This is a genomic window from Sphaerimonospora cavernae (genome assembly GCF_042435035.1).
Classification (GTDB): Bacteria; Actinomycetota; Actinomycetes; order Streptosporangiales; family Streptosporangiaceae; genus Sphaerimonospora; species Sphaerimonospora cavernae.
Genome location: NZ_JBHMQT010000012.1, coordinates 37,726 through 51,864, shown reverse-complemented (window position 1 = coordinate 51,864; position 14,139 = coordinate 37,726). Strand labels below are relative to the sequence as shown.

Sequence of the window (14,139 nt, the reverse complement as noted above, 5' to 3'; positions counted from 1 at the left end):
CCCGCCGTAGCCACACCGCGGAAACTCTGCGCCCTGGAGGGAAAGGTCCGGTGAGCAGGGGCGGTGTGGCTCGGCGGGAGTGCTTTCGAGACCGGCCCATGGGCGATCGGTAACTTTTGTGCTTGAAGCACAACATGATCCCCGCCGTGCTGTGGCAGTTTCGCAGACATGCTCAGATGGCTCACCGCAGGCGAATCCCACGGCTCCACTCTCACCGCAGTGCTCGAAGGACTCCCCGCGGGCGTCCAGATCTCGTCCGAGGAGCTCGGCGACGCGCTCGCGCGGCGCCGCCTCGGATACGGGCGCGGCGCCCGGATGCGGTTCGAGCGGGACGAGGTGCGGTTCACAGGCGGGGTACGGCACGGCCGCACGCTGGGCGGTCCGGTGGCCGTGGAGATCGCCAACACCGAATGGCCGAAATGGCGCGAGGTGATGGACCCCGACCCGGCCGACCCGGACGGGCGGCGCTACGACGAGCCGGGACGGTTCGAGGACCGGGGACGCGCCGCCTCGCTCACTCGCCCGCGCCCCGGTCACGCTGACCTGTCCGGCATGCAGAAGTACGGCTTCGACGACGTGCGGCCGGTCCTGGAACGCGCCAGCGCCCGGGAGACCGCCGCCCGCGTCACGATCGGGGAGGTCGCCCGGGCGTTCCTGGGCCAGGCCCTCGACGTCGAGATCCTCAGTCACGTGGTGGGGCTGGGCCCGGTACAGCTGGCCGAGGGGATCGTCCCCGACCGGGGCCAGACCCCTGCGATCGACGCCGACCCGGTCCGCTGTGCCGACCCCGAGACCAGTGCCCGCATGGTCGCCGAGATCGAGGCGGCGCACCGGGACGGCGACACCCTGGGCGGGATCGTCGAGGTCGTGGTGTACGGCCTGCCGCCCGGCCTGGGCAGTTATGTGCACTGGGACCGCCGCCTGGACGCCCGCCTCGCCGCCGCGCTCATGGGCATCCAGGCCATCAAGGGCGTCGAGGTCGGTGACGGCTTCACGACGGCGACCCGCCGCGGTTCGCGGGCCCATGACGAGATCGAGGCGGTGGCCGCCGGCCCGCTGACGGTCAGACGCCTCACCGGCCGGGCGGGCGGCATCGAGGGCGGCATGACCTCCGGGGAGATCGTGCGCGTCAGGGCCGCGATGAAGCCGATCTCCACGGTGCCCAGGGCGCTGTCCACGATCGACGTGGTCACCGGCACGCCGGCCAGGGCCATCAACCAGCGCAGCGATGTGTGCTCGGTCCCGGCGACCGGCGTCGTGGCCGAGGCCATGGCGGCGCTGGTGCTCGCCGACGCGGTGCTCGAGAAGTTCGGCGGTGACTCCGTGGCCGAGACCCGCCGGAACGCCCGGGCCTACCTCGACGGGCTGGCCGTCCAGGTCATGGCCTGATGAGGCGGCGGCGCTGCTCCTCATCGAGGGCGATGTCGATCGCGGTCCACGCCATCGCCGTACCGCCGTCGAGCAGGGCGCGGTCCGCGGCCGGCCGTACGGCGAACGCCGCGAACTCCTCCTGGTGCTGCCCCACCGGGCCCGAGCCGATCGAGACGAGCGGCTGGATGGCGGGCACGACGAGCGAGACGTTGGCCATGTCGGTCGAGGCGGCCATCCGCTCATCGGCCGGCGTCACTTCAGGAAACATCCGGCCGAGTGCCTCCGCATTCCGCCGGTAGGACTCTGACAGGGGACCATCATGGCGGAACTCCGAGTACGCGGGCGAGGCCGTACCGATCGACAGCCGCGAGCCGGTCGCGACGGCACCCGCCTCGAAGCAGGCCCGCACCCGTGTCTCCAGAACCGACAACTCGGCGAGCGTCCGCGCCCGCACGTAGTAGTCCGCGGACGTGTGAGCGGGCACGACGTTGGGCACCTGACCGCCCTCGGTGACGATGCCGTGGATCCGCTGGTCCGCGGGCACGTGCTGGCGGAGCAGGCCGATGGCGACCTGCGCGACCGTCAGCGCGTCGGCGGCGTTGATCCCCTCCTCGGGGCAGGCCGAGGCGTGCGCGGGCCGGCCTTCGTACTCGACGTGCAGCTGCGCCCGGGCGAGAACGGGCGGGGCGAGCCGTTCGCGCGGCGCCGGGTGGACCATCATCGCCGCGTGCACGTCGTCGAACGCGCCACGTTCGATCATCAGGACCTTGCCGCCGCCGTTCTCCTCCGCGGGTGTGCCCAGCACCTTGACCGTGATCCCGAGGTCGTCGGCGACGCGGGCCAGGGCCAGCCCCGCGGCCACGGCGGCCGCGGCGATGACGTTGTGGCCACAGGCGTGGCCCACACCGGGCAGCGCGTCGTACTCGGCGCAGACACCGATCACCAGCGGCCCGCTCCCGGCCGTGGCGACGAACGCCGTGGGCAGGTCGCACACCCCGGCCCGTACGGCGAAGCCCCGCGAAGACAGCTCATCGGTCAGCCACGCACAGGCCCGCTCCTCCTCGAATCCCAGCTCGGGATGGGCGTGCAGCCGGTGGCTCAGCGCGACCAGACGATCCGCCTCCTGGTCGATCGCCGCCTTCGCGGCGGCCTTCGTTCGGTCATGCATGGCAGGGATTCTCTCCGCAATCAAGACTGTCCTAAAAAATCAGTGAGTGATATGAAATGTCGCACATTCTGCGCCTAAGGGCGAAACGCCGGGAGGTGGCATGGATGGCCTGATTGCAGTGGAAAGTCTGGCCGGCCCGACGAACGCGCCGAGCCGCCACCAGGCCCCCGCGGCCACCGTTGAGGAGTTCGCGGCCGGGCTCAACTCGCTGGCCCTCGGCGGCGCCGGGTGGCGGTCGATCCTGGCCCGGATCGCCGCGGAGACCGGCCGGGCCGCCCGCCTGATCGGCGTGCACGGCGGCGTCTTCTGCGCCACCGACGGCGGGGACGCGACGATGAGCCCGGCTGAGGTGGCCCGCGTCTTCGCCGAACCCGGGCCGGTCACGGTCTCCCTGGGAGACGGATGGACGGCCAGGGCACTGGCCGTGTGGGCCGCGCAGCGCCGGGTGGGCCTGCTGCTGCTCGCCGAACCCGTCGGCGAGCGGGCCCTGGCCTATCTCGATGCCTCGGCGACGGCTGTGGCGATCGAGGCGGTGCGGCGTGACGCGGCGGCGGCGGCGACGGCCGAGACCGCGAGCCGGCTCATCGACGAGTTGCGCTACGGGGCCCTGCGGAGTACCAACGAACTGACCCGCACGGCGGCCAGGTTCGGGCTCCGGCTCGACGAGCCGCACTCGGCGGCGGTCTTCGCCTACGACGGGTCCAACCGCCGCACCTGGTCCACCGCGCTGTCCTGGCTGGAGATGCCGGTGCGGCAGGAGGACGGCGAAGGCTGGACCGTGCTCTCCGGCGACATCCCCCGGGAGGTCACCCGGATCCGCGTCCGGCTCCAGGGCATGGTCGGCGACGGGACCGTGCTGGCCGCGACCGGGCCCGTGGTGACGGATCCCCGGGAGACCGCCCGGTCCTTCCGGGACGCCGAGACCGTGCTCGGCCTGCTCAGACGGAGAGCGGGCGAGACCGAGCTGCTCCACTCCACGCTCGGCCCGGCGCAACTGCTGCTGGCCGTACCGCCCGAACAGCTGAACGCGTTCGTCGAGCAGCAGCTTGGACCGATCCTCGACAAGCCGGAGCTGCTCCTCACCCTGAACGCGTGGCTGGCCACCCGGGGCAGCCGGGCGGCGGTCGCCGACCTGCTTCATCTGCACCGCAACTCGGTCGGCTACCGCGTCGGCCAGCTCCGCCAGCTGCTCAGCGCCGACCCGCTGGATCCGGAGACCGCCCACCGTCTCCGGACCGCCCTGACGGCCCGCGAGCTGCTGCACGTTTTCTCCGGAAGAGCCTCTTGAATCTTCTCACCTGCCCAACTTATGATCTGATTGTCAGACCAACAGACCAAAAGGCAATCTGGAGGCGGGCCAGATGGGGATCACCCGGATGAACCATGCGGTGCTGTACGTGCGGGACGCCCGCCGGACCGCGGACTTCTACCAGCGGGTGCTGGGCTTCAAGGTGATCATCGAGAGCCCGGCCGGCCAGTACATGTTCCTGCGCGCGCCCGACTCCGACAACCACCACGACCTGGCCCTGTTCACGATCGGATCGGCCGCGGGCGACTCCGCGGCGGGGCAGAGGACCGTGGGGCTCTACCACATCGCGTGGGAGGTGCCCACCCTGGAGGAACTGGCCGCGGTCGAAGAGCGGCTGACCCGCGAGGGTGCGCTCATCGGAGCCAGCGACCACGGCGCGAACAAGAGCCTGTACGCCAAGGACCCCGACGGTCTGGAGTTCGAGGTCATGTGGCTCGTCCCCGCCGAGTTCTGGGGCGATGAGGAGCACGAGGCGATCGTCCGGCCGCTCGACATCGCGGGTGAGCGGCGGCGCTTCGCCGCCCTGATGGGGGGTGGCAGGTCGTGACCCGGGCCAGGTTCGGGCCGGTTCCGGCCCGCCGGATGGTCTCCGAGGAGATCCGCGACGCGCTGCTGGAGAGCATCGAGACCGGCGCGCTGGCCCCGGGCACCCGCCTCCCCTCCGAGCGGGAGCTCTGCGAGGAGTTCGGCGTGGCCCGCACCTCGGTGCGGGAAGCGGTGCAGAGTCTGCTGGCGCTCGGACGCGTGCACAAGGTCGGCAACCGTTTCCACGTCGCCGAGAAGCTTCCGGAGATCAGCGTCGATCCCCGTAAGAGCCGGGTGCGCGAGCTGTTCGAATGCCGCAGGGTCATCGAGGTCTCGATCGCCCGCTTCGCCGCGTCCCGGGCGACCTCCGCGGAACGCGACGAGCTGCTCCGGATGGCTGATTCCTTCACCGGGGAGATGTCGTTGGAGGAGTTCCGCGGTTCCGACCGGCTCTTCCACTGGACGGTCGCCCGCGCCTGCGGCAACCCGACCCTGCAGGAGCTGTACGGCAAGGTCCTCGATGGCGTCTTCGCCTCCGAGGAGTTCCGTACGCTGCTGGACTCCTCCACCAACGTGGAAGCCGTACGCGAGGTCATCACCGAGGCGTGCGCCGCCCACCGGCGCATCGCCGAGGCCATCCAGGCCGGCGATGAGGACTGCGCGGCCCAGGCCGCCGAGTTCCACCTCAGCCAGGTCGAGCATTCCATGATCGCCCGGATGGTCTGAACCCCCCGACGACGGAGAGAGCATGACCGAACACGTTTGGCGCTTCGACGACGACGCCTTCAAGGAGATCAAGCCGGGCTTCAGACGCCGCATCTACACCGGCGACGACCTGATGCTGACCATGTGGCGGATCCGCGAGGGCGTCGGGCCGACGCCGTACGACTGCCACCCCGACAACGAGCAGTTCGGCGTCATCATCAAGGGCCAGTTGGACTTCCGCATCGGCTCGGACGAGCGACGGGTGCTGGGGCCCGGCGACGTCTACTGGGCCCCCAAGAGCTTCCTGCACGGGGACAGCCGTTTCATCGGCGACCCCGAACACGGAGAGACCTGGATCCTCGACATCTTCACCCCTCCCCGCGAGGACTACCGGAACGGATAGGAGACCCCCAATGAATCTTGGCAGCCTGCTGATCGGCTCTTCCGCCGTCGAGACGATGAAGGAGTGGTACCGCGCCGCGTTCGACGTCAAGGAGAACGAGATGGGCGCCTTCGCGTTCGGTTCGACGCAGCTGTTCATCGAGGAGCACAGCGAGGTCAGCGGACCGACGAAGGAGCCCGCGCGCGTCGTCCTCAACCTGGACGTGGAGGACTGCCGTGCGATCGAGGCGCACCTGAAGACGCTGGACGTCACGTGGGTGCGCGAGGTGGAGCAGATGCCGTTCGGCCTCATCGGCACCGTCGCTGACCCCGACGGCAACTACGTCCAGATCATCCAGTGGGGCGCCGCCCCCGAGTCACACAAGGAGTGAATCGCCCTCCGCGCTTCGGAGGCAACGCGATGAACACTTCGGCACGGGCTACCCTCGCGATCATTCCCGTTCCGAAGCCGCTGCTCACCGCCCGCGGTGGCAGCGGCTTCGGAACGGAGGACGGCGGCTCCTCGATCGCGGGCAAAGGGCAGCCGGACGTCAACGGGGATGGGACGGGCGTCATCGGGGTCACGTGCCCCGGCGACATCCATGACAACAGCTACTACCAGAGCTTCGCCGACGACGCGAACAAGATCGACCAGGCAGGCGGCTGGGAGATCCGCACGATCGACAGGCTCAATCCGGCCGACGCGGTCAATCAGGCACGCGATCCGGCCCACCCTCCTCACCCGTACGACATGACTCGTCCGGCCAGCCCGGACCGTGAAGGGCAGGACACGTGAAGAAGTGGTCCAACGCCGTCCTGGCGATAACCGTCGCGTCAGGCCTGCTTCTGACAGGCTGCGGCAGCACGCTCTCGGCCTCCGCCAACGGGACGGCCGGTCAGCAGCCCGACGTCAACGGTGACGGCAAGGTCGTCATCGGGGTCATGAGCCCCGGTGACAGCAAGGACAACGGGTACTACCAGAGCCTCGTCGACGAGGCCACGACGTTCGCCAAGACGCAGGGCTGGAACGTCATCACCCTGGACAAGATCAACCCTTCGGACAGCATCAGCCAGGCCAAGAACCTGTGCCGCCAGTCCGTCGACCTCATCGCCGTCGGTGCCAGCGAGCTCAAGGACGCGCTCAGCGCGGCGCCGGAGCCCGTGTGCAAGGGCGTCCACTGGTACATCAACGGCGGGGTCGGCGTCGAGCAGACCGAGTACTTCGCGCAGTCCCAGGAGAACGTCAAGGAGATCCTCTTCGCCGGCGGCCTGGCGACGGGCCTGCTGCTCAAGAAGAGCGGATCCACGAAGGCGGGCTTCATCACCGGTCCCGAACTCGACTTCTCCAAGCAGGCGGCCGCGGGCTTCAGCGCCGGTATGCAGGCCGTCGTCCCCGAGGCCACGCTCGTCACGACCTACACGGGCGACCTCAACGACTCCGGCAAGGCGCGCGAAGCCGCCCAGGCGCAGATCTCCCTTGGCGTCAAGGTCATCTACCCCTACCTCGGTGGCGCGACCGACGCGGTCGCCTCCCTCGCTCGTGACAACCAGGTCTACACGCTCACCCCGGGTACCGACCGGTGCGCCGACAGCGTCGGCTTCGACATCTCCATGGTCTTCAGCCCGGGAGCGTACCTCGCGGCCGCCCTCAAGGAGTTCCAGAAGGGCACCCTCAAGATGGGTCAGGCCCGAATGTGGAGAATCGGGGTGGACGACGTTCCGACCATTGTGATGTGCGGCGAGCACGCCGACCTGCAACCCCAGGTGGACCAGTTCATGGCCGATGTCGCGGCGGGCAAGTACGACGTCGAGGCGCTGGTCGGCGCCTCCGCGAAGTAGCCGCCACCATGCGGCCGGAACTCCTCGGGACCTCCCCAGTGCATGGGGAGGTTCCCCCGGCGGTCGAGCTACGCGGAATCACCAAGCGCTACGGCACGACGATCGCCTGCGATGATGTCCACCTCTCGGTCGCTTCTGGCGAGATCCATGGGCTGCTCGGCCAGAACGGCGCGGGCAAGAGCACTCTGGTGAAGATCCTGCTCGGGCTGGCCGGCCGGGACGCAGGGCAGATCCTGCTGCACGGCCGGCCCACCGAGATCCCCGACCCGTTCGCAGCCGCAGAGCTCGGACTGGCGATGGTCCACCAGCACTTCAGCCTGGTGAATGAGCTGACGGTGTGGGAGAACGTCACCCTCGGAGACACCGGCAGACCCGACGCCGATGCGACGTGCGAACTCGTCCGCTCTATCGGCGAGCGCTACGGTCTGGTCGTCGACCCGCTCGCCAAGGTCGAGGACCTCTCGACCGGGCAGCGTCAACGCGTCGAGATCATCAAGTGTCTGCGGCGTGACCCCAGCATCCTCATCCTCGACGAACCGACCTCGGTGCTCACCCTGGGCGACTCGCGGGAGCTGTTCTCAGTTCTGCGCAGGGTCGCCCAGGACGAACAGCGCACTGTCATCCTGATCAGTCACAAGCTCGATGAGATCCTCAACGCGACCGACCGGGTCACGATCATGCGGTCGGGCCGGGTGGTCGCACAGCGGCGGACCGCCGAGACCGACGAACGCGAGCTCGCCCGCGAGATGGTGGGCCGTGAACTGTCCAAGTGGGTGGCCGCATCCGCGCTCGGTGATCTGGACGCCCTCGTCGACCCCGGTCTGTCGAAGGACCCGGCGATGTTCACCGCGCTCCGGCCGAGCGAGGACCAGCCGGCGGTCCGCATGCGGATCGACGCCGCGGTCGCGAACAGGGACGGTCGACCGCTGCTGCAGGGTCTGACGCTGGAACTGCGCGCCGGGGAGATCCTCGGGCTCGCCGGAATCGAGGGAAACGGCCAGCACGCGCTGGGCGATCTGCTCTCAAGCCTTCTCCCACTCGACTCCGGCGAAGTCAGGGTCGACGGAACCCCGGTCCCGGCCGGGCGGCCGGGCGCGATGCACCACGCGGGGATCGGAGTGATCCCCGAGGACCGTCACCAGTCCGGTTGCGTGCTGGACATGTCCGTGGCCGAGAACCTCGTCCTTTCCGCTGTGCCGACGGTCAGCCGCCGCGGGTTCGTCAGCAGGAGACGGATGCGCGAGCGGGCGGAGGAGCTCATCGAGCGCTTCGCGATCGCCACTCCCTCTCCCGACACGCCGATGCGCGCCCTCTCCGGCGGCAACCAGCAGAAGGTCGTCCTGGCCAGGGAACTGTCCCAGCAGCCGAAGATCCTCGTCGCCGCCTACCCAACCCGCGGGCTGGACATCGGCGCGATCGAGTACATGACCGAACAGCTGCACGAAGCATCCCGGGCGGGCATCGCGGTGCTGCTGATCTCCACCGAGCTGGAGGAGATCCTCACCCTCTCCCACCGGGTAGCGGTCATCCACCGCGGCGCCGTGGTCGGGGAGATGCCGCGCATGGACGTCGATATCGAACGCCTCGGGATGCTCATGGGAGGGCAGGAAGCTTGAGCGACACCACCGTCCTGGCGGAGGAACGGACCGCCGCCCCCCGAAGTCACGCTTCTCCCCACCTCCGATTGTGGCTCAAGGGTTACCCGACTTTACTCACCTACCTCGCCTCGCTCTCGGTCGCGCTGGGCATCTCCGCCTCGCTGGTGATGATGACCGGGGTCTCACCCTGGGCCGCGGTCGTCGCACTCTACGAGGGCAGCCTCAGCACCCCCGCCTCCGTCGGCCTCGCCCTGGACAAGGCCGCGCCGCTGCTGATCGTCGCGGCAGGCACGGTGATCGCCGCCCGCGCCGGGCTGTTCAACATCGGCCAGGAGGGACAGCTCACCGTCGGCGCCACCGCCGCGTGCGCCGTCGCGATCTTCGTGCCCGGTCCCGGACCGCTGGTGCTGGTGCTGTCCCTGATCGGGGGGGCGCTGGCTGGGGCGGCGTGGGCGGGCATCGCCGCGCTGCTGTTCTACAAGGCCGGAGTCCCCATCGTCATCGGCACCCTGTTGCTGGTGTTCATCGCCGTTCAAGTGGTGTTCTTCGCCGTCACCCAGCCCTGGCTGCTGCAAGAGTCCGGTCCCGAGGGCGACGTGATGTCCCCCCAGTCCGACCTGCTGCGCACCGAGGTCTGGCTCCCCCATATCGGGGAGTACCCCGGTCTGAACTTCACCAGCGGTGTGCTCATCGCGCTGGCCCTCACCGTGATCGTCGCGGTTCTGCTGCGGCACAGCGTGTGGGGCTTCAAGATGAAGATGCTCGGGATGAACAAGCTGGCCGCTCGTCGTGCGGGCATCAGCGCGGCCGTCCTGGGTGGCACGGCACTGCTGTGGTCAGGGGCCTTCGCCGGGCTCGGCGGGGCGGTGCTGCTCACCGGCGGCAACCACCGGCTGCAGCCGGGCATCTCCGAAAACGGCGGCTGGGACGGCCTGCTCGTCGCGCTCGTCGCCAGGGAGAACCCCGTCCTCGCCATACCGGTGGCGTTCTTCTTCGGCATCCTCCGTGCCGGCGGCGGTTTCCTTGCCTCCACCGGGGTGCCGCGCTACCTCGTCGATGTGGTCACGGCCGTCCTCGTCCTGGCCGTCGCCTTTCCCCCGGCGTTCCGGATCCTGCGCCGCGAATGGCGAGCCAGGGCCGCCGCGCGGGCGCTGGCCGTGGAAGGGAAAGGGATGGCGGCATGATCGACGCGCTCACGCTCGTCCTGGCCAGTTCCATCCGGCTGGCGCTCCCGTTGGCGTTCGCCGCCTGCGGGGAGTACATCGCCGAACGCTCCGGGACGATCAACATCTCGATCGAGGCGATGATGCTCGGCGGCGCGTTCTCGGCCGTCCTGGGCGCCTCGATCACCGGTTCTCCGGCCGTCGGGCTGATATGCGGTGTGCTCACCGGGCTCCTGATCGGCTTCGTGCACGCCAACTTCAGCCACCGCCTCACGGTCAACACCTACGTCGTCGGCCTGACGCTGAACCTTCTCGTGCTCGGCTTGACCAGCTTCCTGTTCGACCTCGTCACCCTGGTGCCCTCCCAGGTGTCGGTGTTGGCCATCCCCCTGCTGGCCGACATCCCGGTGATCGGCCCGGCGCTGTTCGCCCAGCGGTGGCCCGCCTACCTGGTGTGGTTGCTACTCCCGGCGATCTGGTACGCGATGTACCGCACGCGGTGGGGTCTGCAGATGCGCGCGACCGGGGAGAATCCCTCCGCGGTCGACGCCACCGGGATCGACGTCAACAAGCGACGCCGGGAGGGACTGCTGCTCTGCGGCCTGCTCGCCGGCCTCGGCGGCGCCTACCTCTCGGTCGGTGAGGTCGGGATGTTCAACCAGAACATGACCTCGGGCCGCGGCTACGTCGTCATCGCCGCGGTCATCTTCGGCGCGTGGACGCTGCGCGGCGCGATGGCGGGTTGCCTGGTCTTCGGAGCGGCCGACGCGATGCGGCTCGCGCTGCCCGCGCTCGGTGTGCAGCTCAACCCGCAGTTGCTGATCGCCTCGCCCTACATCCTGGCGCTGCTCGCGATGGTCCTGTTCGCCAGGAACAACCGTAGCCCGTCCGCGTACGGCAAGCCGTTCACCCGCGGCCTGCCCTGATCACCCTTCCGGAGGAACATCATGAAGGCTGTCGTCCAGAAGGCACTCGGCGGGGTCGAGGTCCTGGAGCACGTCGACATCGCCGATCCCGTCCCCGAAGCCGGCGAGGTAATCGTCCAGGTCGACGCGGTGGCACTGAACAGGCTCGACGTCCTGCAACGCCAGGGCGCCACCACCATGCCTGGGTTCGCGCTGCCGCACATCCCGGGCATGGACGTCGCCGGGACCGTCGTCGACGCCGGAGCGGGCGTCGATCGGGCACGGATCGGGCAGCGGGTCGTGGTCAACCCGGCGATCACGTGCGGCCACTGCCCGTTCTGCCGCCGCGGCGACGACGGCCTGTGCGACGCCAAGGCCGTCGTCGGCGGGAACCGGCCCGGCGGATATGGCGCGCTGTGCGCGGTGCCCGCCACGAACGCCTATCTCGTTCCCGACCACATCGACCTCGCCGAGGCCGCCGCCATGCCGACCGTCTACTCGCTGGCCTGGTACGCGCTGTTCACGACCGGCGGACTCACCGTCGGCGAGACCCTGCTCGTGCATGCCGCCGCCAGCGGCGTGACCACCGCGGCGGTCCAGCTCGCCACCCGGGCGGGCGCTCGGGTGATCGTCACCGGCCGCTCGGAGGCCGAACTGGAGCACGGCCTCCACTCCGGGGCACACGCCACGATCAACACCAGCACCGAGGACCTCGTCGCGGCCGTGCAGGAACTGACCGGCGGCGTGGGCGCGGACATGGTGCTCGACCATCTCGGCCCGGCGCTGTTCGACGAATCGATCCAGGCCCTGCGACCGCGAGGCAGGCTGGTCTTCTGCGGGACCACCACAGGCAACAGCACCGAACTGCGGCTGGCCCAGGCCTATCGGCGCGGGATCCGGCTGCTGGGCTCGGAGAGCTACGGGTCAGCTGACTTCGCGGCCATGCTGCGCTTCTGTTGGTCGGCCGGCCTGGGCTCGATCGTCGACCGGCAGATGTCGATCAGCGATGCACCCCGTGCCCATCAGCTCATGGAGGACGGCGCGCTACGCGGCAAGCTGATCCTCCGCCACTGATTCCCCGGTTCGAGCCGGCCCCTGGAGAAAGGATTCGATATGAGCACCGGCAACAGCGTCCTCACCCACATCGCACTGCCCGTCCGCAACCTCGACGCGCAGCTGGAGTTCTACGCCAAGTACACGAACATGAAGGTCATCCACCAGCGGGTGGACGAGCAGACGAAGCTGCGCACCGCCTGGATCGCCAACGAGCGCGACGTCACCGAGGAGGCCGCCCGGTTCGTCATCGTGCTCATCGAGGGATCTCTCCCCCGGCAGGTCGTCGGCGAGACGATGGAGGAGCAGTACACCTTCCTCACCTCCATCAGTCACCTCGGAATCTCCGTCGACTCGCGCGACGACGTCGACCGCATCGCCGACATGGCACGTGAAGACGGGATCCTGCTGCTCGGCCCCATGTACCGCAACGAGGTCGTGGGCTATATCTGCTTCGTCCGCGACCCCGATGGCAACAACGTCGAGTTCTCGGTCGAGCAGGTCCTGGGTTGACCTACGTCGCGGAGCCGTGCACGCGGGTCATGCACGGCTTCCTCGACGCCCTCACCACCGGCGATCCCGACCGGATCGCGGCACGGGTGACCGGGGACTTCCAACGGGACGGAGAGGACTTCCGGTGCCGGGTGCGTGAGGCCCTGTGACGCAGGCGGATCTGATCGTGTGCGGCTCCGCCGTGGTCACGATGAACGCCGAGCGGGAGATCCTCCTCGATGGCGGCGTCGCCGTGCGGAAAGACCTGATCATCGCGGTCGGCCCGGCCCGTGACCTGCGGGAACGGTGGCCACACGCGCGGGTGCTCGAGCGCCCTGACTCCATCGTCACACCCGGCCTGATCAACGTTCATCAGCACCTGACCGGGGATCCGCTGTTGCGAAGCTGCATCCCCGACCGGCTGCCCCCCGGCGCGTCGATCCGGGACTGGTCCCTGCCGCTGTATGCCACGCACACCCCCGAGCACGATGAGGTCGCGGCCACCGTGGGGGCTCTGGACTGCCTGCGCAACGGGGTCACCACCGTGATCGAAGCCGGCACCGTGGCCCACCCCGCCCGCGCAGCGGCGGGCATGCACGCCGCGGGTATCCGCGGATCCGTCGGCACCTGGGGCTGGGACGTTCCGGACGTCCCATTCACCGCGGACGTCCCAGAAGTTCTGGCCCGCCAGCGAGACGTGCTGGAGCGTTTCCCCGCAGGGGGGCGCGTGGAGGGGTGGGTGACCCTCGTGGGCCATGACCTCGCTTCCGACGCTCTGCTCACGGCCGCGGCCGACCTCGCCCGCGACAGCGGCGCGCGTATGACCATGCATCTGTCCCCCAGCGCGGCCGATCCCGCCGCCTATCTGCGCCGCGTCGGCCGTCGCCCGGTCGTGCACCTGGACCGGTTCGGCGTGCTGGGCCCACATCTGCTGCTGAGCCACGCCGTCTGGCTCGACGACGAGGAACTCGACGCCCTCGCCGGATCCGGTACGTCGGTCGCCTACTGCCCGTGGGCGTACCTGCGCCTGGGCCAGGGGGTGACCGGCGCGGGCAGGCATGCCGAGATGTCCGCGCGGGGCATACCGATCGGCCTGGGCGGGGACTCCGCCAACGCCGGCGACCACTGCGACATGCTGAAGGCGGCCGCCCTCGCCGCCGGACTGGTCCGTGACACCCGGACCGACCCCCAGATCTTCGGCGCGCACGACGCGTTCGAGTGGGCGACCGTCACGGGCGCGGTCGCGGCGGGCATGGGCGGCCGCATCGGATCGCTGGAGCCGGGCAAGCTCGCCGACCTCGTCGTGCACGACGCCGGCAGGTCCGGGTGGCCGTCGGCGGCCGATCCGGTCCTCGCCCTGGTCTGGGGCGGCGACGGGCGAACCGTCCGCGACGTCGTCGTCGGCGGTGAGCCGGTGCTCCGCGGGGGCCGCTCGACCCGCATCGACGAGCCGGAGTTGCAGGAGCGGGGCCGGCGCGTCGCCGCCGATACGCTCGCCGCGGCAGGGATCATCGTTCCCTCCCGCTGGCCCTTGCGACGCTGAACCGACGCCGCTCGATGGCGTTGGCGGCTTTCCTGCTGCGTGAAGCCGGCCGGCACCCGGCCGCGTCGCAGGCCGAGGCCGGCGCCT

16 protein-coding genes are annotated in these 14,139 nt (G+C 69.9%); 15 read left to right on the top strand and 1 reads right to left on the bottom strand.

Annotation, left to right across the window (positions count from 1 at the left end; all coding sequences use genetic code 11):
- Positions 1 to 168 precede the first annotated feature (168 nt).
- Positions 169 to 1,389: a chorismate synthase gene (aroC, locus tag ACFHYQ_RS08365; protein WP_394300521.1), complete on the top strand. Its 1,221-nt coding sequence runs from the start codon at positions 169 to 171 to the stop codon at positions 1,387 to 1,389.
- Here the strand turns inward: aroC and ACFHYQ_RS08360 are convergent.
- Positions 1,379 to 2,539, bottom strand: coding sequence for a M20 family metallopeptidase (locus ACFHYQ_RS08360; protein ID WP_394300520.1), 1,161 nt, complete (start codon positions 2,537 to 2,539; stop codon positions 1,379 to 1,381). The genes aroC and ACFHYQ_RS08360 overlap by 11 nt on opposite strands.
- A 100-nt stretch (positions 2,540 to 2,639) precedes the next feature.
- Here ACFHYQ_RS08360 and ACFHYQ_RS08355 point away from each other — a divergent pair, with 100 nt between their 5' ends.
- The 14 genes from ACFHYQ_RS08355 to ACFHYQ_RS08290 all read left to right on the top strand — a co-directional run bounded on the left by ACFHYQ_RS08355 (position 2,640) and on the right by ACFHYQ_RS08290 (position 14,052).
- Positions 2,640 to 3,827, top strand: coding sequence for a PucR family transcriptional regulator (locus tag ACFHYQ_RS08355; RefSeq protein ID WP_394300519.1), 1,188 nt, complete (start codon positions 2,640 to 2,642; stop codon positions 3,825 to 3,827).
- Positions 3,828 to 3,900: 73 nt separating this feature from the next.
- Positions 3,901 to 4,395, top strand: coding sequence for a VOC family protein (locus ACFHYQ_RS08350; RefSeq protein WP_394300518.1), 495 nt, complete (start codon positions 3,901 to 3,903; stop codon positions 4,393 to 4,395).
- Entirely contained in the window at positions 4,392 to 5,099 is a 708-nt protein-coding gene (locus tag ACFHYQ_RS08345; RefSeq protein ID WP_394300517.1) for a FadR/GntR family transcriptional regulator, read from the top strand. Before ACFHYQ_RS08350 ends, ACFHYQ_RS08345 begins: the two co-directional genes overlap by 4 nt.
- A 22-nt stretch (positions 5,100 to 5,121) precedes the next feature.
- A complete protein-coding gene (locus ACFHYQ_RS08340; RefSeq protein ID WP_394300516.1) occupies positions 5,122 to 5,481 on the top strand; it encodes a cupin domain-containing protein in 360 nt (119 codons plus the stop codon).
- 10 nt (positions 5,482 to 5,491) lie between these two features.
- On the top strand, positions 5,492 to 5,851 hold the full coding sequence (locus ACFHYQ_RS08335; protein ID WP_394300515.1) for a VOC family protein: 360 nt from the start codon (positions 5,492 to 5,494) through the stop codon (positions 5,849 to 5,851).
- A gap of 29 nt (positions 5,852 to 5,880) precedes the next feature.
- On the top strand, positions 5,881 to 6,255 hold the full coding sequence (locus ACFHYQ_RS08330; protein WP_394300514.1) for a hypothetical protein: 375 nt from the start codon (positions 5,881 to 5,883) through the stop codon (positions 6,253 to 6,255).
- Positions 6,252 to 7,298 (top strand): BMP family lipoprotein, encoded by a 1,047-nt coding sequence (locus ACFHYQ_RS08325; RefSeq protein ID WP_394300513.1) that lies wholly within the window; start codon positions 6,252 to 6,254, stop codon positions 7,296 to 7,298. Before ACFHYQ_RS08330 ends, ACFHYQ_RS08325 begins: the two co-directional genes overlap by 4 nt.
- Before the next feature lie 38 nt (positions 7,299 to 7,336).
- Positions 7,337 to 8,914 carry an ABC transporter ATP-binding protein gene (locus ACFHYQ_RS08320; protein WP_394300512.1) on the top strand — a complete coding sequence of 526 codons (1,578 nt, stop codon included), beginning with the start codon at positions 7,337 to 7,339 and terminating at the stop codon, positions 8,912 to 8,914.
- The gene (locus ACFHYQ_RS08315; protein ID WP_394300511.1) at positions 8,911 to 10,080 is read left to right on the top strand and encodes an ABC transporter permease; all 1,170 of its coding nucleotides are present in this window, start codon (positions 8,911 to 8,913) and stop codon (positions 10,078 to 10,080) included. The genes ACFHYQ_RS08320 and ACFHYQ_RS08315 overlap by 4 nt, the downstream gene beginning before the upstream one ends.
- Complete coding sequence (locus ACFHYQ_RS08310) at positions 10,077 to 10,985, top strand: ABC transporter permease (protein WP_394300510.1); 909 nt, start codon at positions 10,077 to 10,079, stop codon at positions 10,983 to 10,985. Before ACFHYQ_RS08315 ends, ACFHYQ_RS08310 begins: the two co-directional genes overlap by 4 nt.
- Positions 10,986 to 11,006: 21 nt before the next feature.
- Positions 11,007 to 12,038, top strand: coding sequence for a zinc-binding dehydrogenase (locus tag ACFHYQ_RS08305; protein WP_394300509.1), 1,032 nt, complete (start codon positions 11,007 to 11,009; stop codon positions 12,036 to 12,038).
- A 39-nt stretch (positions 12,039 to 12,077) separates the two neighbouring features.
- Positions 12,078 to 12,530: a VOC family protein gene (locus tag ACFHYQ_RS08300; RefSeq protein WP_394300508.1), complete on the top strand. Its 453-nt coding sequence runs from the start codon at positions 12,078 to 12,080 to the stop codon at positions 12,528 to 12,530.
- Entirely contained in the window at positions 12,527 to 12,679 is a 153-nt protein-coding gene (locus tag ACFHYQ_RS08295) for a hypothetical protein (RefSeq protein ID WP_394300507.1), read from the top strand. The genes ACFHYQ_RS08300 and ACFHYQ_RS08295 overlap by 4 nt, the downstream gene beginning before the upstream one ends.
- Positions 12,676 to 14,052 carry an amidohydrolase family protein gene (locus tag ACFHYQ_RS08290; RefSeq protein ID WP_394300506.1) on the top strand — a complete coding sequence of 459 codons (1,377 nt, stop codon included), beginning with the start codon at positions 12,676 to 12,678 and terminating at the stop codon, positions 14,050 to 14,052. The genes ACFHYQ_RS08295 and ACFHYQ_RS08290 overlap by 4 nt, the downstream gene beginning before the upstream one ends.
- Positions 14,053 to 14,139: the final 87 nt, after the last annotated feature.

Excerpts from the sequence above, each read along its gene's own strand:
- aroC (WP_394300521.1), top strand. The coding sequence starts at position 169 with ATGCTCAGATGGCTCACCGCAGGCGAATCCCACGGCTCCACTCTCACC.
- ACFHYQ_RS08360 (WP_394300520.1), bottom strand. The coding sequence starts at position 2,539 with ATGCATGACCGAACGAAGGCCGCCGCGAAGGCGGCGATCGACCAGGAG.
- ACFHYQ_RS08355 (WP_394300519.1), top strand. The coding sequence starts at position 2,640 with ATGGATGGCCTGATTGCAGTGGAAAGTCTGGCCGGCCCGACGAACGCG.
- ACFHYQ_RS08350 (WP_394300518.1), top strand. The coding sequence starts at position 3,901 with ATGGGGATCACCCGGATGAACCATGCGGTGCTGTACGTGCGGGACGCC.
- ACFHYQ_RS08340 (WP_394300516.1), top strand. The coding sequence starts at position 5,122 with ATGACCGAACACGTTTGGCGCTTCGACGACGACGCCTTCAAGGAGATC.
- ACFHYQ_RS08335 (WP_394300515.1), top strand. The coding sequence starts at position 5,492 with ATGAATCTTGGCAGCCTGCTGATCGGCTCTTCCGCCGTCGAGACGATG.
- ACFHYQ_RS08330 (WP_394300514.1), top strand. The coding sequence starts at position 5,881 with ATGAACACTTCGGCACGGGCTACCCTCGCGATCATTCCCGTTCCGAAG.
- ACFHYQ_RS08310 (WP_394300510.1), top strand. The coding sequence starts at position 10,077 with ATGATCGACGCGCTCACGCTCGTCCTGGCCAGTTCCATCCGGCTGGCG.
- ACFHYQ_RS08305 (WP_394300509.1), top strand. The coding sequence starts at position 11,007 with ATGAAGGCTGTCGTCCAGAAGGCACTCGGCGGGGTCGAGGTCCTGGAG.
- ACFHYQ_RS08300 (WP_394300508.1), top strand. The coding sequence starts at position 12,078 with ATGAGCACCGGCAACAGCGTCCTCACCCACATCGCACTGCCCGTCCGC.